This is a genomic window from Lysobacter sp. N42 (assembly GCF_004344885.1).
On the sequence record NZ_SKFB01000003.1, the window covers coordinates 243,059 to 262,345 of the forward strand.

The following is a 19,287-nucleotide window of genomic DNA, read 5'->3' on the forward strand; positions in this document are numbered from 1 at the left end:
AGATGGCATCGCATGAGGATCTGGAGCCAGCAGTCAGCCGTCTTTATAGTCGGTTTGGGGTACCTAAGAAGCTTTTCCTCTCTATTTTCAAATATATGACATTTACCTGTGGCATATACAATTTACTATCAAACGAATTTGTAGCCTATGTCTGGTCACTTTAAGAATATAAATCGATGAATGAAATAACAGAGGAAGTTAAAGAGCGTCTAAGTGGGATAATTGATATTTTTCATGGATTATTCAATGGACTAGACCCACATTTTGTTGCTGATTCTATTGGATACAGCTTCACAATACTGGTGGGGTTCGTAGCTATTGGGATTCCATTAAGTCTCCAAGTTATTTCCCGAGCAACAGAAAAGTATAACTCTGCACATATCATCCGTTACTTAAGTAGCTGGAGGCTCATTACTCCGAAACGAATTTATTGGGGCTTGATTTTATACTTCATTTTATCCCTAACTTTTAAATCACTATTACCGGTAGACGGTGAGTCTGACATTTCCTTTCTAATGCAAGTTTATGCATGGGCAGTTGCGCTAATGTGTTTGGCTATAGTTCTCGCTCTTGGAATGTGGTTCAGCCATATATTTTCTCAGGCGAGTAAGCGACCACGGGAAATCTATGATTCTCTAAAACGAGGAGTCGAGCCCCATGTAGGTGCCAGAAGAGGGCGCTATTTAGATCAACTAAATGCTAGGATAGACATTGTTCGAGAGGGATTAAGCTCAAACCCTCTTGATGTCGAGCTAGAGGAACCTATAACAGAGTTGATGAAGGAAGTTCGTCCCTTGGTTTTTAATGAGGACTGGGTGGTTCCTGTTCAATCAAATGAATGGCTGGTGGTTGTAAACTTCATACTATCGCTCAACGAAGTATCAAGAGCTGCAAGGAAGAACAATCGGAGCCTTAATTTCTCCGCCCAGCGCTCAGTTTTCGTATTGTTAGGGTATATCTTTAATCATCCACAATTTTCAGAACTTTGCGGATCGAGAAGATCACGTCCTACGAAGGCACCTTTCCTTAATCTAACGCAGATAATGTATAGTGAAGCAGAGCGACAAAACTATGATCCTTGCTCTTATGATGATCTTTATGCAGAAGGTGAGTGGCTCAGCAATATAATGGGGCTCTTTATGCGAGCGAGGGATTTTTCGCTAAACCCAGAAGGTCTGGATGCCGCATTAAACTTATGGGAGAGCCTCGTAGCATATGCGGCTCGAAACAATCCTAACCGCCTAACTAAGCTTCATCAAAGTTTAAAGGAGGCTGCAACGAGCGGTTTGTACAAAAAGCAATTGGCTCCTGTCATGTTAGGAGAAAATGAAAAGTTCAGTATGTGGCGTAAAAGATTCAACAATCTAAAGCCCTTTAAAATATCAAAATTAAATCAATGTGAGGAGGCCTTAGGCGTATTACATGGTGATGAAGCCAAAGGAGAATGGTCTGAATTTAATGGTTGTTTTGGACACGAATCTAAATTTCTAAAACAGACTTTGCCTAATGTATCGGATATAAGAGTTACTTGTATACAATCGTCCGCACTTGATTCAATTGCTTATTTTTTCGCACTTTGTGCCTTGAATAACTCATGGTCTGAGCTTAAAGAAAGTTGGTACCAGTATCAGCCAAAAGATGCAGACGCAAACTATATACAGTACGGTCTTTTTAATAGGGACCTCGGTTCTTTTTCTGATTGGATTAATGAGCACGTACTCTCATTAGATAATAAGTTTTATGAAAGACACAACATTAAATCATATGCAGCCTCAGCATGCGTAGTAATACTTGCCGAAATGTTAAGTTTGGGTAATCCCCCCTCATTTAGACTCCTCAGTATTGAGCAATCAGAAAAACTCGAGCAATTTATTGTGTTGCTCAAATCAAAGTCACAACTAATAATGAGAGAGTCAGTAAGGGATGCATTCGACTGGGACTACCCTGAAGCACATCGTATAAAAATTCAAGTTGACGATTTCTTAGATACGGAGTTGGAAAATTGTAAACAGTATACCGTTAAGCAACTCAAAAATTGTGTTCCTGAAGCATCCAACCCTGATGACCTAAAGCTTATATATCAGTCTTGGAGTCAAACTAACAGTAATTTCTGGATTCGCTTTAATCAAATCCGAAAAGATTATTTAGCCATCAAAGTTAAGTTTGCTAACAATATTTTCCCCAACACAGTAGAAGTTCCATTTAACACCGGTCCTGCATATTCGTTATCAGCGAGGAGCGGAAAAGTCATCCACGGAATTGAGTTTAATGGTATTCAGTTAGCGGAACAACTGGAAGCAGAACTAATTCAAAAACTTAAGTCACTAGCTAGAAGCACAAGTACACCTGGAAACGCAGGCAGTATGTGGTTTATATGTGAGGATGACCGAAACACCGGTCGATTTAATAAAGTTCTGGCTCAATATGGTTTTAACTCTAAAACAGATCGAATCAGATATATCCAAGGACAAGAAAGTTTTGTTGTTGAGAAAAACGCAGTTGGACTCGTTTTCCATCAGTGGAAATTTATGCCTTGGGCTAACGAAGCACAAGACCCGATAGTTGTTTACGGGTTTACTAAGTACTCTGGAGATATTTCGGGAATATCTTCTCTCCACTACTTCCTCGAAGTTCATAATCCTCTTGGGATTTGGAAAGTATAGGTAACGTATTTAAAGGGTAAGATTACTCATCACAAGTAGAGATTTAAAAGTGTAATTGATGCTTTCTCGATCTCTAGGTTGGTGTAGGAAGGTCCCCAACTGGCACTAGGCGGAGGAGCACGACTGGTAGTTTCCTTATCTTTTTGACTCAAAGATTGGTAAAAATTCTGCCGATATCGTTTTAGGGTAAAGGTCAAAATAATCTGGTTCGAATATTCAACAAAAAAATTTTGTCACGGGCTTGTCACGAATGTGTCACGGATTTTTTCTTGTGAAATTTGAGTGGTTTTGAGCAAAGGTCATTAGTGTTTTTAGGATGACTTCAACTCAATACTAAGAAAGAAATAGAAATTGCGAGAGGAAATATGCTGAAAGGCTTTGATGGCGCACCCGGCAGGAGTCGAACCTGCGGCCTCTGCCTCCGGAGGGCAGCGCTCTATCCAGCTGAGCTACGGGTGCGTGGTATTGGAGTTGCTAGAAAGCAGGCGTGGATTCTAGGGAAATTCACGAGTTTTGTCCAGTAAAAGGCTTTAAAGCGCCCTAAAGTTTGGGCGCTGTAAATGTGTAGCCATTGCTCTCTAATGTTTTACCAAAATGTATGAGTTCCTGGTCTTGGTGGTGTGGTGCGCTGATTGAGAGTCCTATCGGTAAGCCTTGTTTATTAAGGCCTGTGGGTACTGTAAGCACGGGGTGTCCGGTAAGGTTGTAAAAGGCTACGAATGGGAAGCAGTAGTCTAAATATGGAATGGCTTCTCCGTCTAGCAAGATTGAACGGTGCTTGTGGTTGTGTTCAAACGCTGGTCCCATGGAAGTAGGGCTAAGTACAAAGTCGTAAGGCTCAAACAGGCGGTTCACTTCTTGAATAAGCTCTTCTCGTTCTGCCATTGCTTGACTGAAGTGTTGAAAGCTTAGCGAGAGGCCTTGTTTCAACTCTTTGCGGGCGGGCAAAGAAGACGCCTTTAGTGACGGGCTGAACTTCAAATAAAACATTTTCCGCACGAGCCAAGGCAAACCCTGACCCATCATAACTCCGAGTAGTTTGGTCCAGGTTTTCAACATGCGTTCAGAAAGAAACTTGTCGATATGAATAGGTACGGCTTCACCACCTAGTTTTTCAATGGTGTTCACCATGCGGTGTATGGCATTGCGCACGTCGCTGCCAGCTTGCAAGCCATACAATGAGTCGAAGTAGGCTACCTTCATGCCTTGTAGGTTGACGTTTCTTCCTTTTGTATCGAGGTAATGCAGCCGTTGAAGATCGGGCTTGTAAAGCACGTCATTCGCTAGTTGTATGTCGTTCATGGTTCTAGCGAGCGGCCCTGTGTGGTTCATTATACTTATGCCAATGTTGTCTTCAGGATAGGGCGGCACATGTCCGTCAGAAGCGTAACCGTTTTGGGTAGGTTTGAAACCAAATAGGCCACAATAGTGAGAGGGGTTTCTTATTGAACCACCAATGTCGCTTCCCAGTTCAAATGTAGTTAAACCAGCAGCTACCGCGGCAGCACCTCCGCCGGTGCTACCCCCTGGTGTTCTTGTTAGGTCGAACGGATTGTTCGCAGTTGGGTAAAGTGGGCCAAAAGTTTGCGAGTCAGAGAGTAGCGTAGGTACATTTGTTTTACCCAGTATTACCGCCCCCTGTTCCAACAAGCGCTTTACCAGAATAGAGGTTTCTTTTGCTCTGTAGTTTCGCTTCGGTGGGTAGTTTAAAGTGGTGGGTGTGCCTTCCCACAAATAGCATTCTTTAATGGATACAGGTACGCCATGCAGTAAGCCTTTCTCTTCTGTTTCTCCGCTCTGGTCACAGTGTTTTGCTCCTGCGAGAGCCTGCTCCGGCTGATGAAACACATACGCCTGCAACTTCTCGTTATGCTCTTTAATGCGTTCTAAATACAAAGAAGTGATGTCCACACTGGTGAGTTTCCCTTCACGTACTTGTTGTGCAATTTCGCTGGCGCTTAAGTATTCCATAACTTTTCCCACTCTCTGATTGTTACTTCAGCCTAATAGAAAATGCGTTATTTGAGAATCCCTTGAAAAGTTTGCACTATTTAGATGTTTAAACGGGAAACGTGCTGCTTTTTAGAAAGTCTTTTTGTACTTCCATTTCGAACAGTATTTTAACTCCGACAGAATCGAGTTGCTTTTTCATATCGTTTCCATGCTTCTCATAGTTTCGCGGCATTATACCCTTGGTGGAATTTCGATAGGCCTGTTCGCTGGGCCATTGCGCGTAAGCGATAAACCGACCTGATTTATCTTTATGTAATCTGGAACCTAAACTTCCTTTAAACAGATAAATGCCTCGTGTTGTCTTTAGCCAATTTAAAATAAATTTCTGTTCACAGCCTTTTCGTGCAGAGAATTGATAAACCACTACGAACATATTTAGAACTCATTTGAAACATTAAATTACGGTAAATCCATTCAACCTAGGCATGGAACCTGAAGCTTGTTGCCCGTAAGGTTCCATGCCTTTGTAAAGCAATATTAGAGTTGCACACGTTGCTCTAGAATGAACTCTCTTAAGCACGATAGCGCAGCTTCACCACTTCCTTCTGGGCATTCCAACTGAATATCCGGTGTAACACCGTCAGCTACAGGGTTCCCATTAGGGCGTACGATGAGCGCTTTCGGATAACCGACACTAATGCCCGTATTTTCAAGCGTAAATGTTTCCATGGCTGCATAGGTTGTAGCAGGGTCTGCTGTTTTCTCACCAATCACTGTGCCAAATCCATAGTCTTTCGTAATAGCTGCCACAGACACCGCATTACTGAAAGAGAAGCGGTCAATCCATACATAGATTTGAATATCACTATCGGAGATATTCATATCACCACTGTGGGGGTAACTATCTTCTAATGGAAATAAAATCACATCGCCTTGCTCGTTCTGGGCATAGAATTGCTCTAGCTTGGCGGTGATAGATTCTGGATCGTCGTCTAATGCGAGTCTTTGTAAGTTTGCATTTCTTGAATGTTCAGACACTTTCACGCGGAACTCTGAAGCAAATCGGAATTGCTCATCTGCATACCAACCGATTAAGTGGTCGCTAAAACTATTGGTGCCGCCCGCGTTACCCCTCACATCAATAACGATATCTTTTACGTTCGCGTCTAGAAAAGTATGCATAGCTTCGTCTATAAAACTATGAAACTCCGTGGTGTCCCAAATTTGGTTGTTATCTTCTGCGTAGACGTTATAAAACTCTCCTGGTTTTAAATAACCGATTTGATTGCTTAGAACTTGGTATTCTCTAGGCTCGGAGTCGTCAATAGCTTGGCTTGCAACGTGTTGTTCTTGGGTTTCATGTGACAAGGTTGGTTGCACAACTTCATATTGCTCACCGGAGTGCGCACGTTCGAGTGTAAGTGTGTATTGCGGTTGTTCACCTTCATGTAACCAAAGGTATGGTGCAATACCCCATGCTTCTAGCAATACATAAGCAAGTCTTGAGTCGTCGGCGGCAAGGTATTGAGCCAGTGTGTCTAGCCAAATTAGAGCAGGCTGCCCGTTTACGTTGATTAGCTTGTCACCTTGCTTGATATCTTGCAGACCTAAGTATTCAGTAATGATAACGCTGTCTGCTTCAACACGAATACTTAGCGGCAATGTTTTCCCACCACTGTTAAGAAATTCACGGAAGAATTGAATAGGGAAGTCGATTCGTGTGTGTGCAATGTCTGCAAGTGCAACGAAGCGTAAAAACAAGCGATGAACTTCCAGTTGCGTCATGTTGCCATTAATCTGGTTTTGGAACTCGAGGTAGTGTCGGTCAAAAGTATCTTTATCTGTGTGGGCGAAAAAGTTGTAGCTCGAAGACTGCAAGTCCTCGTACAATTGCGCGAAGTCGTCTTTAATTTGCTGTTCATTGAAAGTGTTGGCGTGCGTTACCGCGATAGTGGCAAGCAGTAAGCAAATACTTGTGAATGTGGTATACAATCTTTTCATGTTGTCTCTCCTGTAAATTTGATGAACAGCAGATTACATGGGAGCATAACCGCATTATCGGACAGTAAACTACTAAAGTCCGGACAAAACCCTGACAAACAGTAACCTATTGAATTAAATGAATAATAAATCCCAAAAATTTAAGCTTGGAGAATGGATCGTTGATCTTGAGTCAGGTAATTGTGTCTCCGACGTTCTAGGTACTGTTCGACTTGAACCAAAAACAAGCGCTGTTTTTGCTATTTTAATTCACGCCCAAGGCGAGCTTGTGAGTAAAGACGAGATTATTGTACAAGCTTGGTCTGGACAGTTTGCGAGTGACGAAACACTTCTGCGCACCATTTCTCGTTTACGCTCAGCTCTTCATGATGACCCAAAATCGCCAAGATTTATCGAAACTGTACCTAAACGTGGTTATAGGCTTGTTGAGAAAGCTCAACTTATTGATGAAACAGCGTCGGTGCAACCTGTTAGCGGCCAACCAAAGCGTAAATGGCTTTATATAGTGCTCGCAGTTCTTATCTGCGCTGCTGTCTTAGCTGGGTGGTTTATACATACAGCAAAAGAGCAAACCGCTGGTCGCGACCTGCTTACACAGGCAGATGATTTTTATCACCAAATGCGGCTAGCCGACAATGAAATGGCTATTTCCTTATACGAGCAGCATATCGATTTACAGCCCGGTGCTGCAGCTGGCTACGCTGGTCTCGCAAATACCTTAGTGCAAAGGGCGGTTCGGTATACGGTGGCAGAGTCAGAACATTACTCCTCATTAACAGAGAAGGTAGAGGCTGGGGTGCTGGACAACGAAGAGGCTAGAAACCTTCTCAATCGTGCCCACACACTTGCGGTGCGAGCGGTAGAAATTCAGCCAAATAGCGCTGTGACTCTGAAAGCCCTCGGGTTTGTGCAATCGGCACAAGGAAAGTACGAAGACGCAATTGAAACCTATGAGCGAGCCATTGCAATTGATGATCAAGCTTGGCAAGTGTGGATTAATTTAGGTGAGCTTCATGGAGTGAGTGGAAATCGCCAGCTTGCTGTCTCGGCTTTTGAGTCTGCATTTCAGTCTATGCGAGCAAGGTATGAAGAGCAGGAGGTTCAAATTCGACCATGGATTGCGGATATTGCAGCCGTCATTGGAACTTATTATCTTGAAGATCAAGCCTACAGTCAGGCTGAAACTTGGTTTGAAGATGCTCTTCGTTACGCCCCGTTACATGAGTCAGGCACATTGGGGCTCGCACAGGTTTTGTATTTAACAGGAGACAGGCTTGGTGGCGTAGAACTTTGTCAGCAGCTCGCTTCTCGATTGCAAAAAGAAATTCGCTGCGAGCAACTTCCCGAAACACCCGCAATTCTGCACTAAAAAGATCGCGAGGATCACGTTAAGTTTTTAGCTGCTCGGGCCGATAAATAAGCAAACCTTTCTCAAGAGAGTTTGTATGAAACGCTTAACTCAACGTGCAAAACCGATAGCAGCGGTTTTATTAGCATTGTCATTTACCGCAACTTTAGTGGGTTGCGCGTCGGCTCCTGAACAAAGTATGGCAGACCGCACTCCTGCGCCGTCAGCGGTTCCGCATAGTCCGTTAACGCAATATGAAAACATTCTTGCTCATGAGTTGTTTCAATATCACGAGGGTATTCGACGTGTAGCTGTAACAAGCTTTGTGCCGGCAGAGTCGCTTCAACATCAGGCGTCGGACAGCTACTCTGATTTAGCGCGGCAAATGCAAGAAGGGTTAATGGCCTCTGCACGTCCATATAATATTGGTTTTTTAGAGTATAGATTAACCCAAGCACTGCAGCTGACCGACGAGCAAGAGCTCATGCTTAGCCGCGACACCGAAAGGTTGCGCGACAACTATATGATCGACTGGGTGGTCGTAGGTACATATAGCGAAGTAGACAATGGCTTACTTGTGAACACTCGCTTAGTGAACGCGCGTTCTGCACTAGTAATCTCGTCTTCAACTGTGCTCGTGCCATGGGAAACCATTTCTTCAGACGAAGTGAACTCACAGTGGCGCCGCGGCGGTTTGTATCGTAGTTCGCACTTGTCTGACCCGCAGCCGGAACGTGAAAAGGGCGGATTCTTAAGTAGCATGTTCGACGCACCAGGCACACGTGGGGAGATTGAATAATGAGAACAATAACGAAGTTATTAAGTACGTTTGCTGTTCTTGCAATAACAGCTTGCGGTAATACGCCGCCTCCACAAGAGCCTGCAAGAGTAAACGACAACCCAACATATTCTACGGGTTATTACTCATTCCAATTGGTGGAAGAGCTTATGTCGACGGCTAACGATGTTAGCGTAGGCGAACGTGTAGCGGTAACAAGTCCTGTGTGGTTGGCGGGTGGCTTACGTGAAAGCAATTTAATGGGTTTGCAGCTGCAGCAAGAGTTAAGTGCTGAACTTCATGCCGCAGACTTACAAGTTGTGGAATTTAAACTCACGAATGCAATTCGTGTAACTCCTGAAGGAGACTTTGCACTTTCGACCAATTACCTTGAATTAAACGAAACATTCGACGTTGATTATGTACTTGTAGGCACATTGTTAGACCGTGGCGCTTCTATGGTGGTAACACTTCGTATGTTGGACTTCGGTACTCGCGTCGTGAAAGCCACAGCTCAAATAGAAATTCCAAGAGACGTTGTGCGCGACATGGTATATACACGCGGTACTGCAATCGTTAATTGATATCTTTTTCTCGCTCAAGGTATGCTTAGGTAAAATAATAATAAGACAGGCATACCTATGCACACTTCTCGCTTGAAAGCGTTAGGTCCAGGGCTTCTTCTGGCCACGGCCGCTATTGGCGGCTCCCACCTTGTTGCGTCCACTCAAGCAGGAGCGTTGTTTGGCTGGCAGTTACTGTGGGTAATTATCGCTGTAAATGCCCTGAAATATCCTTTCTTTCGCTTCGCCGTTCACTACACAGCTACACAAGAGCAAAGTTTAATTACCGGGTATCGCAATAGTGGTAAAGGACTTTACGGTGCCTTTATTGTGGTGTGTTCGATTGCCGCCATTGTCGCAACTGCTGGTGTGCTGCTACTCACTGCGTCTTTGTTGCAATACTTTGTGTCTTGGATACTTCCTTCGCCGCCTTCGGTCATTAGCTTAAGTTTATTTCTTTTAGTCGTTAGCTGGGTATTACTAATTTGGGGACGCTATCCGGCGCTCGACAAAAGTGCCAAAATTTTCATGTTGCTGTTGGCATTGGCAACCTTGGCTGCTTTTATTATTGCCTGGTCGAAAGGCGCCGCACGGGTAGACGACTTTGTGAGCCCTAATCCATGGCAGCTAGCGAGTTTTGGGTTTTTAATTGCCATGATGGGATGGATGCCCGCACCGATTGAAATCTCGGTGATTAATTCGCTTTGGGCAAAGGAGAAATACACATACCAACCCGAAGCTAAGAAGTATGCGCTTTTCGACTTTAACTTAGGCTACTGGGTAACCGCCGGTCTTGCTGTTTTATTCCTCGGTTTAGGTGCCATTATTCAATATGGTTCTACTACGGAAGTTGCGCTAGCGGGTGGTGCGTTTGCCCAGCAGCTCATTGATATGTACGCCCAAACTATGGGCGAATGGTCGCGTTGGTTGGTGGCGTTTATTGCTTTCGTTTGTATGTTTGGCACCACCATAACTGTGCTTGACGGTTACGCGCGAATTTTTGATGCCTGCTTCCATGAAAGTCGCCAAACAAGATCGAAGTTGCGTTTTAACGCACTGCTTATTGCCCAAGGTTTACTGGGCTTGTTGATTATTATCTTCTTTGCGGGTGCATTACGCCCTATGCTCACATTCGCAATGGGGTTGGCGTTTGTGACAACGCCATTATTTGCTTGGCTTAATATGAGGCTAGCGAAAGAAGCAGGGCTAATGAATAGACCATTAAAGGTATGGTCAATAATGGGTCTTTCTTACCTAATTATCTTTGTTTTCCTCTACTTAATCTGGCTATTGATGTAGCCACTCAAGGAGTTGCTTGCAACCGACATAAATTGTCGTTATTTTCTTACATCGGGTGAATTTCACGTAAGCCATCATATATAAAAATAATAGGCTTCCGTTTGTGGAGTTGTAGTTATCCATTCAAAGTTAAACGCCAATCAGCACGGTAAAAATAGCCGTACCAATAGAACGCGCATTTTGCGTGCTTTTGCACGTTTAATGATGCTGCTTTTGGTCGTGGTGGCTATCTTCACATCTTACATTGCATGGCAACGCACCCTCTCTTCCGAACAAAAGCAATTAAGCCATTTAAGTGGAATTCTTGCCCAAGGCTTTGAACACCAAATGGCGAAGCAAGACGTTATTCAACAAATTCTCGCCGAAGGCCTGGAAGTTAGCTCGGAATCTTCGAGTACTGAAACTGCTCAGGACTTTTTTCAGCGTATGCGGCCATATCATAGAAGTGCACTTGGCTATGCCATGCTCGACATGCAAGGCAATGTGCTAGGCTCTTCGCTTCCAGAATATGAATTCGCCCCAGACTCCCAATCCGCTTTAGACATGAGCAGTGAAAGCTTGCAAGAAGCTATACTCACACGTTCATTCCAAATCGGGCGCCCACAACTTTCCACCACCATCGATAAGTGGGTTACCCCGTTATACACACCAGTGTTTGACGACGATAACGAAGTTCGCGCGATTATGGTGTCGATGCTGATTATCGATAGCGACAATGCGGCGTGGTCTGAATTACAACTTGAAGACAATATTGAAATTGTACTGGTTCGTGACGACGGTTACTTAAACTATATGTATCCCGAGCCTGCTACTCGAGAGCGCTACGACCGAATTTATCAAACCCGAGCGTCGGAGCCATTACGCAATTTGATTCGCGAACAGCATGGCTGGGCTTCATACGATCGCCCTTATAACATGGCGGGTGGCTATCGCCATCATTACCTTTGGGTAGAGCCTATGGCGCAGTATGGTATGACTGCGGTGGCAATGAAAGACCGTCGCTATGTGATTATGGCTTGGTTGAGTAACTTAGCTTTGCCTACGGTGGTATGGTTACTAGGCGTATTAGTTTTAATTTATGGCTACCGACGAGCGAAACGCCTGATTGATGTGTCTGATCAAGATTTAAGAAGTTTAAACAGCCAGTTATCAAGTTCTTTAGAGCAATACGACTCGCTTACACAATTGCTACCTGTTGGGGTGTATCAAGGCAGAGTAAACAGCGAAGGGGAGCGAGAGGTCACGTATCTGAATCAGCGCGCTCGCGAAATATTAGAGTTGCCTGACTCTCTCCCGCTCGAACGTATGTTTACCGAGATAGAGCAACGAATCCACCCTTCGGATCGGTATGACTACAACCACCAAAGTTTAAAAGCCGCGCGAGAGAAAGCGCCTCTTTATTGGCAAGGCCGTATACTTGTCGGAAGCGAAATTCGTTGGGTTGAGGTGCAGTCGATTCCGCAAGTGAAAGACAATGAAAGTTTGCTTTGGAATGGCGTTATTATCGACACCACTGCAAGTAAACGGGCTGAAGAACAAATTAACCAATTGGCATTTTACGACGCATTAACCAAGCTACCGAATCGTAGAATGTTGCAAGAAAAGGTTAAAAATCTGAAACATAAAATGCAATCTATACCTCAGTATGCCGCAGTACTGTGTTTTGACGTCGACAATTTTAAAACGCTGAATGACTCTTTGGGGCAGCAAGCCGGCGACGACTTACTTGTTACCCTTTCTGAGCGGTTACGTCGCTCGATCCGAGATCAAGATTTTGTGGCTCGTATTGGCGGAGATGAGTTCGTGGTGGTGCTTACTCGGTTGTCTGAGCACGCAAGTGCTGCGGCTAACCAAACTCGCGCGTTGGCAGCGGAACTCATTCGTGACTTTGAACAGCCCGTTGCGCTAAATGAATCCTTTTATCGGGTAACGGCAAGTGTCGGTATTACCTTGTTTGACAACGACACGCGCTCGGTAGACACCCTACTGCAACAAGCAGACCAGGCGATGTATCAAGCCAAAGCCGCTGGTCGCAATACCCATATTTTCTTCGACGAAAGTATTCAAACCATGTTGCAGGACCGCCAAGAGCTTGTTCGTGACCTGCACCGCGCCATTGAAGATAACGAATTCGAGTTGCATTACCAGCTCATCGTAGAAGCAGATAAGTCGGTGCATGGTGTCGAGGCGCTGGTACGCTGGAGTCACCCAGACCGTGGCATGATTCCTCCAAACGACTTCATTCCGTTAGCCGAGGAAACTGGCGATATTTTGCTGCTTGGCGAGCAAATACTCACATCTGCGTGTCAGCAATTGAATGAGTGGCACCAAGATCCAGAACGAAAGCACTGGACCATGTCGGTGAACTTAAGTGTACGCCAGTTACATTCACCGAGCTTTGTGGCCGACACCTTAAGTATTATCGAAAAGTCGGGGGTAGAGCCACAATACTTGGTGCTGGAAATTACTGAGTCGATGCTACTTTCAGAACCAGACGACGCCATTGAGAAAATGACAGCCTTGAAGCAGCACGGTGTTAAGTTCGCACTCGACGACTTTGGTACGGGTTATTCTTCCTTAAGTTATTTAAATAGCTTGCCGCTCGACAAACTTAAAATTGACCAGTCATTTGTGCAAAATCTCCATAAAAACGAGAGTCCTCGCACCATTACCCGCACCATTATTTCATTGGGCGAGTCTTTAAGACTCAAGCTGGTTGCAGAGGGGGTAGAAACGAAAACCCAAATGGAACTACTTGCGGCACAGGGCTGCCAGTTATTCCAAGGATACCTGATTAACCGACCTACTCCTGTTTCGCAAATTGACCTTGTGCTGAAGCGCTTGCAAGAAGGCTCTGAAGCGTAGCGGTGTCATTAAATCGTATTATCTCCGTCAAATAATCTTCATATTGAAATGCCAAACTTTGCCTGACTTGGCTTACGTTGAGTTGTTGAATTCATCCACCTGCTAAAAGGGCAAAAGTTATGAAGCATCAAACAGCTCCGGTTGTGGCTAGAACACTATTCATTTCAGACGTTCATTTAGGGTCGAAAGACTGTAAAGCCGACTTTTTGTTACACCTTTTGCAGTCTGTGAAAGCTGAGAAAATCTACATTGTGGGTGACTTAGTCGACTTCTGGGCGATGAAGAAGCAAATGTTCTGGCCCGCTAAACACCACGAAATCATCCAGTCATTACTTGCCAAAGCGCAGTCTGGCGTAGAGGTTATTTACATTCCAGGTAATCACGACGGAGCCATGCGCAAATACCGTCACCCCAATGTTGCAAGCATTAGAATTCAGCGCAAAGCGATACATACCACAGCCGCAGGGAAGCGGTTGCTGGTACTTCATGGTGATGAGTTCGACGAGCAGGTGTACTTAGGTCGTTGGCTACATTTTATTGGCGACAAGCTCTATTATTTTTTGCTGGCGCTCAATCGTCATGTGAACCGTATGCGCAAATGGACAGGCCGTTATTATTGGTCGCTTTCTAGTTATGTGAAAGGGCAATTTGCTAAAGCGGAGTTGGCGATAACTCGTTTTCGTGAAGCGGCTATTCAAGAGGCTAAAAAGCGTGGATTAGACGGCATTGTTTGCGGACATATTCACCAGCCGGATCTTCGTATGGAAAACGGTATTATTTACGCAAACGATGGCGACTGGGTAGAGCATTGCAGTGCTTTAGTTGAGAGTGAAACGGGCGAATTGGAACTTATGTATTGGACGGATGCAGAAATAGCATCGGCGAGCACATCTGCATTTCCTGACAAGAACGTAGTACTTACGGAGCCAGAGAAACGCCCGCAAGCAGCTTAGGTGTAAAATTAAGCAGTTAGCCGCAATTCGCTTGAGAATGTGTAAGAATATAGACGACACTTCGTACTATTCATGCGCGTTACCAAGGAGTTGAAATGAAACTGCACGCAAAAACGTCGATGTTGGCCATTGCCTTCGCTAGCATCGTTGGATTTGGAGCCCAAGAAGCTCAAGCCAATCCAGTCGCTATTGAAAACCCTTTCGTAGAACAGTATTTGTTCACCAGTAACGAAGTTACCGACCAAGCCATTGAGCAAAGTGACATATTGGTTGTACCGGTGCCGGAAGACACCCAGGTAACACTACCTGAATGGTCCAGCGCAACGACTAGTCATGTTCAAAGAGTTTTAGAAATCGCCGAGTTTAGCGGTGAAGCGGGTTCGCAACGCGTTATTGTGGCACCTGCAGGATTAGACGTTGAACGTTTAGTGCTTATCGGTGTTGGCAACCCTGCAGAATTTGTGCGTAAAGAAGCAGAGAAAGCAGGCGCTGCACTTTCAGCTTTAGTGAACAGTACAAATGCGGAAACGGTCGGAGTAGATGGTCGTTTAATTACCAACCCTGTTTACAACGGACGAATTCTTGCTGCGATGTCACATGGTGCAGATCTAAGAAACTACCGATTCGACCGTTATTTTAGCGAACCTGAAGCGCGCCCTTCGCAACAATACACTTGGCGTGTTGCTAGTGTTTCTCAAGCAAACCAAGAGTTCTCGGCGTTGCAAGCCATTGCAGAGGGTGTATTTTTAGCGCGTGAATTAACCAATTTACCCGGTAGTGCAGGCTACCCAGAAGCATTTGCTGAATATGCGCGTCAGGCATTAGAACCCGCTGGTGTTGAAGTGACCATTTTAACCCCAGAACAGGTTCAAGCCTTAGGTATGGGGGCACTTTACGGGGTGTCTCAAGGTAGTCAGCACAAAGCGCATTTGCTTGTGGCTCACTGGGAAGGCAGCGACGATCAGCCGCTAGCGATGGTCGGTAAAGGTATTACTTTCGACACGGGTGGCTATAACCTGAAAACCAACAGCGGCTCTATTGTTCGTATGCAAACAGATAAAGCTGGCGCTGCTGCAGTGGTAGGATCGGTGCTCGCGTTAGCTCGCCAAAATGCCGAAGTTAATGTGGTAGCAGTTGCGCCTCTTGCTCACAACCTTATTTCAGGCGAGGCTCAACTCCCAGGAGACGTGGTAACAACCGGTTCTGGTTTAACGATTGAAGTGACGAATACCGACGCAGAAGGTCGTTTGGTACTCTCTGACGGACTTTGGTACGCACGTGAAAACTTCCGCCCTCGTGCCATGGTAGATATAGCAACACTAACAGGCTCTAAAATTGGTGCTGTTGGTAATGAATATGCGGCTGTATTTAGTGACCACGACGAAGTGCTTCAAGTTATGCAAGAAGCAGCAGACGTAACTGAAGAGCGTATCTGGCGTCTACCTATGGATCCTATGTTCGCAAGTGCAATTGAAAGCCGTATTGCAGATATGAAAAACGTGGGCTCGCCGGGTGCTACTGCCGGTGCCATGTTGCTGCAACGCTTTGTAGGTGACACGCCGTGGCTACACATCGACATGGCCGGTAATGCCTTGGTAGACGGACCTTCTGGTATTCACCCGCGTGGTGCGACAGGCTTCGGGGTTCGCCTATTGACTGAATGGGCTATTCGTCAGCCGTAATTTTAAGCTAAAAGCATTAAAAACAAAAAAGCCCCGAGCACACACAACTCGGGGCTTTCTCGTTAAAAGCTTTCGTTAGCTTTTGTTTTCTAAAGTACGTTCGTTTGACTTAATGGAAATAGAACGTGGCTTCATTGCTTCTGGAATTTCTTTCACCAGATAAATATTCAGTAGGCCATTGCGTAATTCCGCGTCGGTTACTTCAACGTGTTCTGCAAGGTTGAATTTGCGCTCGAACGCTCTTGCCGCAATGCCTTGGTATAAGTATTTACGCTTGCTGTCGTCTTCGGCCTTCTTGCCGCGAACGGTGAGTACACCGCGCTCGGTTTGAATGTCGAGTTCGTTTTCTTCGAAGCCAGCAACCGCAATGGTAATCATATACTGGTTTTCTTCCTTCGCTTCGATGTTGTAGGGCGGGTATCCACCTGTGCCGGTGTCTCCACGAAGCGCGTTGTCTAGCATTGAGGCTAAACGGTCAAAACCAATGCTGTTTCTGTAAAGTGGTGTTAAATCGATAGTGTTCATCATATCCTCCAATGAGCGATAATTAGTTACGCAGTCCGAATGTTCTCAGCGAGACCCATCCTCTGCATAACTAGACATAAGTACTGCCATATTTCTTTTCAAGTATGCGCAGCAAAAATTTTTACGTTGTTTGTTGCAAGAAAGGCATGTGGTAAATTGCAGCATTAGCCTGATTAGTGGGGTTTAATGGAGGTTCTATGAGCCATGAAGTTGCAGAAGGTTGCGTACGTGTAGAAGAGAAAATTTCACCTTTTACTCAGCAGGTCACCACTTATAACCACCGTTGGTTGGCTGACGAACCTGAAAGTCTTGGCGGAGCCGACGAAGGCCCTGCGCCGATGGAAATGTTGATGGCGGGTTTAGGGGCGTGCACCTCCATGACTTTACGAATGTATGCCAAGCGCAAGAACTGGCCGTTACAAAAAGTAACCGTAGACTTGTCGCATCAGGAAGGAAAGTTGCAAGACGGCGAAATTGTAGGGGAAGTTATTCATCGATCCATTCGTGTTGCGGGTGAGCTCACCGAAGAGCAAACCTCTAGGCTTTTAGAAATCGCGAATAAATGCCCTGTACATCGAACTATAACTAACCCGAACTTGGCCATTGAAACAGAATTGAATTTATCGACCGAAACGAAAGATTAAAGGATTGTAATGACTGAACAGTATTTACCCTGTGTAGAAGTAAGCCCAGAGCACGAAGCAAATGCAGCCGTTATTTGGCTACATGGCCTAGGCGCCGACGGCCATGACTTTGAGCCTATCGTGCCGCATATTCAATTACCCGCAGAGTGCCAGGTTCGTTTTGTGTTCCCTCATGCCCCAAAAATACCCGTGACGGTGAATGGTGGCATGACGATGCCTGCTTGGTACGACATTTTGGAAATGAGCATAGACCGCAGCGTCGACGAAAAGCAGTTACGGATTTCGGCAAAGCAGGCCCAAGATCTTATCGAACGGGAAATAGAGCGCGGTATACCAGCAGACCGTATTGTTTTAGCAGGCTTTTCTCAAGGTGGTGCGGTTGCTTATGAAGCTGGACTTTCTTTTGACAAAAAGCTTGCGGGCATTATGGCTTTGTCTACCTATTTAGCCACGCGTGACTCTATTCAGCCGAGTGAAGTTCAAGCGGAAACGCCAATATTGGTTCACCATGGATCACAAGACCCAATCGTGCCAGTTAGTCTAGGTGAGCAAGCAAAAGGGTGGTTAACCGACCATGGCTATGACGTTGAGTTCCAAACTTACCCGATGGCTCACCAGGTATGTGGTCCGCAAATTCAAGACATCGCAAAATGGCTGGCGCGCTTTTTATAACGCGCCTTAGCTCGGTTTTTTGCTTGGAAAAAGTTTGCTTGAAAAAAGTTTGCTTGGAAAGGGCTTGTTTGGCAAAGATTAGTTTAGAAAAGACGTTCCAAACTCAAGTTGTGGCAAGCCTAAATGCTCGGCAATGGTTTGCCCAATGTCTGCAAAGGTCTCTCGTTTACCTATATTCCCCGGCTTCACTTTCTTCCCAAAGCAAATCACAGGCACATATTCACGTGTATGGTCGCTACCTGGCCAAGTAGGGTCGCAACCATGGTCTGCGGTAATAAAAACGATGTCGTCTTCTTGCAGTATGGCTTCGAGTTCAGGTAAGCGCTGGTCGAGTTGTTCTAAAGCATGCGCGTAGCCTGCTACATTTCGACGGTGTCCATATTCCATGTCGAAGTCGACAAAATTGGGGAAAATAATACTGCCGTGCGGTGCTGTTTTAACAACATCTAACGTGACGTCGAAAAGGGCATTATTGCCCGCAGCTTTGTGCTTCTGTGTAATACCTTGATGCGCATAAATATCGGCTATTTTACCGATGCTAATTACTTCATTGCCGGCTTGCTGGTTTTTAACGAGTACAGTGGGTGCAGGAGGTAGCACTGAAAAGTCTCTACGATTACTCGTACGCTTGAAGCTCTCAGCGCTTTCTCCGGTAAATGGGCGCGCAATAACGCGGCCCACGTTTAGGTTTTGTTGGTCTAGAATAGCTCTTGCCTGCTCGCACAATGTAATTAAACGTTCTAGGCCAAAGTGCTCTTCGTGTGCGGCTATTTGTAATACTGAGTCTGCGGAGGTGTATATAATTGGCTTGCCGCTGCGAATATGCTCTTCGCCTAATTCGGCAATTATTGCTGTACCCGAGGCGTGGCACTCACCTAATACGCCCGGCAAATTACCAGCTTCTTGAATAGCGCTAATGAGCTCTGGTGGGAAAACACTTTCGCCTTTGGCGACTTCCTCGTTTTTAGGAAAGTAATGCCAGTCAAATTGCACCGGAACACCCGCTAACTCCCAGTGTCCGCTTGGTGTGTCTTTACCGTTACTCAGCTCTTGTGCAAATCCGAACTGAGCTTTTGGTTCTATCGAGTCATCGAGCCCCGGAATAGCGTGCCCTGCGGCCTCTGCTCCCAGTTGGGCAAGCCCTAAACGTGTTAGGTTTGGTAAGTTTAATGGTCCTTGGCGCTCTGCATTATCTGCCTGCCCTTCGGCACAGGCTTGAGCGATATGACCCAAAGTATTGGCACCCACGTCACCAAATAGGTGAGCGTCTGCGGAAGCGCCGACACCGAAAGAGTCAAACATCAGAATAATTGCGCGCGCCATGTTCTTTGCCTCACTAAA

General features: G+C 45.4%; 15 protein-coding genes and 1 tRNA gene. 10 read left to right on the plus strand and 6 right to left on the minus strand.

The genetic code is table 11. From position 1 onward, the window contains the following. The first annotated feature begins 176 nt into the window (after positions 1-176). Positions 177-2,663, plus strand: a complete 2,487-nt coding sequence (locus EYQ95_RS08635; protein ID WP_111915445.1) for a hypothetical protein — start codon at positions 177-179, stop codon at positions 2,661-2,663. A 382-nt stretch (positions 2,664-3,045) separates the two neighbouring features. Here the strand turns inward: EYQ95_RS08635 and EYQ95_RS08640 are convergent. The 4 genes from EYQ95_RS08640 to EYQ95_RS08655 form a co-directional block, all read right to left on the minus strand. Next, a tRNA-Arg gene (locus EYQ95_RS08640) sits at positions 3,046-3,122 on the minus strand. An 81-nt stretch (positions 3,123-3,203) separates the two neighbouring features. Further along, a complete protein-coding gene (locus tag EYQ95_RS08645) occupies positions 3,204-4,634 on the minus strand; it encodes an amidase (RefSeq protein ID WP_111915444.1) in 1,431 nt (476 codons plus the stop codon). An 88-nt stretch (positions 4,635-4,722) separates the two neighbouring features. Continuing rightward, positions 4,723-5,049, minus strand: a complete 327-nt coding sequence (locus EYQ95_RS08650) for an antibiotic biosynthesis monooxygenase (RefSeq protein WP_111915443.1) — start codon at positions 5,047-5,049, stop codon at positions 4,723-4,725. 104 nt (positions 5,050-5,153) lie between these two features. After that, positions 5,154-6,617, minus strand: coding sequence for a S41 family peptidase (locus EYQ95_RS08655; protein WP_111915442.1), 1,464 nt, complete (start codon positions 6,615-6,617; stop codon positions 5,154-5,156). 118 nt (positions 6,618-6,735) lie between these two features. Between EYQ95_RS08655 and EYQ95_RS08660 the strand changes: the two genes are divergently transcribed. The 7 genes from EYQ95_RS08660 (at position 6,736) to EYQ95_RS08690 (ending at position 16,105) form a co-directional block, all read left to right on the plus strand. Next, on the plus strand, positions 6,736-7,986 hold the full coding sequence (locus tag EYQ95_RS08660) for a winged helix-turn-helix domain-containing protein (RefSeq protein ID WP_111915441.1): 1,251 nt from the start codon (positions 6,736-6,738) through the stop codon (positions 7,984-7,986). Positions 7,987-8,062: 76 nt separating this feature from the next. After that, positions 8,063-8,764 carry a FlgO family outer membrane protein gene (locus EYQ95_RS08665; protein WP_111915440.1) on the plus strand — a complete coding sequence of 234 codons (702 nt, stop codon included), beginning with the start codon at positions 8,063-8,065 and terminating at the stop codon, positions 8,762-8,764. Continuing rightward, positions 8,764-9,327: a FlgO family outer membrane protein gene (locus EYQ95_RS08670; RefSeq protein WP_111915439.1), complete on the plus strand. Its 564-nt coding sequence runs from the start codon at positions 8,764-8,766 to the stop codon at positions 9,325-9,327. Before EYQ95_RS08665 ends, EYQ95_RS08670 begins: the two co-directional genes overlap by 1 nt. Before the next feature lie 57 nt (positions 9,328-9,384). Beyond that, positions 9,385-10,605, plus strand: coding sequence for an NRAMP family divalent metal transporter (locus EYQ95_RS08675; RefSeq protein ID WP_111915438.1), 1,221 nt, complete (start codon positions 9,385-9,387; stop codon positions 10,603-10,605). 180 nt (positions 10,606-10,785) lie between these two features. After that, positions 10,786-13,470, plus strand: coding sequence for an EAL domain-containing protein (locus tag EYQ95_RS08680; RefSeq protein ID WP_111915437.1), 2,685 nt, complete (start codon positions 10,786-10,788; stop codon positions 13,468-13,470). 119 nt (positions 13,471-13,589) lie between these two features. Then, entirely contained in the window at positions 13,590-14,423 is an 834-nt protein-coding gene (locus tag EYQ95_RS08685) for a UDP-2,3-diacylglucosamine diphosphatase (protein ID WP_111915436.1), read from the plus strand. Positions 14,424-14,518: 95 nt separating this feature from the next. Next, positions 14,519-16,105 carry a M17 family metallopeptidase gene (locus EYQ95_RS08690; protein WP_207916298.1) on the plus strand — a complete coding sequence of 529 codons (1,587 nt, stop codon included), beginning with the start codon at positions 14,519-14,521 and terminating at the stop codon, positions 16,103-16,105. Between the two features lie 75 nt (positions 16,106-16,180). On the opposite strand, the gene EYQ95_RS08695 is transcribed toward EYQ95_RS08690, so the two are convergent. After that, a complete protein-coding gene (locus EYQ95_RS08695) occupies positions 16,181-16,630 on the minus strand; it encodes an Hsp20 family protein (protein WP_111915435.1) in 450 nt (149 codons plus the stop codon). Between the two features lie 197 nt (positions 16,631-16,827). Here EYQ95_RS08695 and EYQ95_RS08700 point away from each other — a divergent pair, with 197 nt between their 5' ends. Together EYQ95_RS08700 and EYQ95_RS08705 are read left to right on the plus strand one after the other, a co-directional pair. After that, positions 16,828-17,274: an OsmC family protein gene (locus EYQ95_RS08700; protein WP_111915434.1), complete on the plus strand. Its 447-nt coding sequence runs from the start codon at positions 16,828-16,830 to the stop codon at positions 17,272-17,274. Positions 17,275-17,283: 9 nt separating this feature from the next. Then, positions 17,284-17,946, plus strand: a complete 663-nt coding sequence (locus EYQ95_RS08705) for an alpha/beta hydrolase (protein ID WP_111915433.1) — start codon at positions 17,284-17,286, stop codon at positions 17,944-17,946. A 78-nt stretch (positions 17,947-18,024) separates the two neighbouring features. Here EYQ95_RS08705 and EYQ95_RS08710 read toward each other — a convergent pair whose 3' ends face one another. After that, positions 18,025-19,269, minus strand: a complete 1,245-nt coding sequence (locus EYQ95_RS08710) for a phosphopentomutase (protein ID WP_111915432.1) — start codon at positions 19,267-19,269, stop codon at positions 18,025-18,027. Between the last annotated feature and the right edge of the window lie 18 nt (positions 19,270-19,287).

What these genes read in the sequence shown, in the direction of transcription:
- EYQ95_RS08675 (WP_111915438.1), top strand. Translation starts at nt 9,385, where the DNA reads ATGCACACTTCTCGCTTGAAAGCGTTAGGTCCAGGGCTTCTTCTGGCC.
- EYQ95_RS08685 (WP_111915436.1), top strand. Translation starts at nt 13,590, where the DNA reads ATGAAGCATCAAACAGCTCCGGTTGTGGCTAGAACACTATTCATTTCA.
- EYQ95_RS08635 (WP_111915445.1), top strand. Translation starts at nt 177, where the DNA reads ATGAATGAAATAACAGAGGAAGTTAAAGAGCGTCTAAGTGGGATAATT.
- EYQ95_RS08710 (WP_111915432.1), bottom strand. Translation starts at nt 19,269, where the DNA reads ATGGCGCGCGCAATTATTCTGATGTTTGACTCTTTCGGTGTCGGCGCT.
- EYQ95_RS08645 (WP_111915444.1), bottom strand. Translation starts at nt 4,634, where the DNA reads ATGGAATACTTAAGCGCCAGCGAAATTGCACAACAAGTACGTGAAGGG.
- EYQ95_RS08650 (WP_111915443.1), bottom strand. Translation starts at nt 5,049, where the DNA reads ATGTTCGTAGTGGTTTATCAATTCTCTGCACGAAAAGGCTGTGAACAG.
- EYQ95_RS08660 (WP_111915441.1), top strand. Translation starts at nt 6,736, where the DNA reads ATGAATAATAAATCCCAAAAATTTAAGCTTGGAGAATGGATCGTTGAT.
- EYQ95_RS08655 (WP_111915442.1), bottom strand. Translation starts at nt 6,617, where the DNA reads ATGAAAAGATTGTATACCACATTCACAAGTATTTGCTTACTGCTTGCC.
- EYQ95_RS08665 (WP_111915440.1), top strand. Translation starts at nt 8,063, where the DNA reads ATGAAACGCTTAACTCAACGTGCAAAACCGATAGCAGCGGTTTTATTA.
- EYQ95_RS08705 (WP_111915433.1), top strand. Translation starts at nt 17,284, where the DNA reads ATGACTGAACAGTATTTACCCTGTGTAGAAGTAAGCCCAGAGCACGAA.
- EYQ95_RS08700 (WP_111915434.1), top strand. Translation starts at nt 16,828, where the DNA reads ATGAGCCATGAAGTTGCAGAAGGTTGCGTACGTGTAGAAGAGAAAATT.
- EYQ95_RS08670 (WP_111915439.1), top strand. Translation starts at nt 8,764, where the DNA reads ATGAGAACAATAACGAAGTTATTAAGTACGTTTGCTGTTCTTGCAATA.
- EYQ95_RS08690 (WP_207916298.1), top strand. Translation starts at nt 14,519, where the DNA reads ATGAAACTGCACGCAAAAACGTCGATGTTGGCCATTGCCTTCGCTAGC.
- EYQ95_RS08695 (WP_111915435.1), bottom strand. Translation starts at nt 16,630, where the DNA reads ATGAACACTATCGATTTAACACCACTTTACAGAAACAGCATTGGTTTT.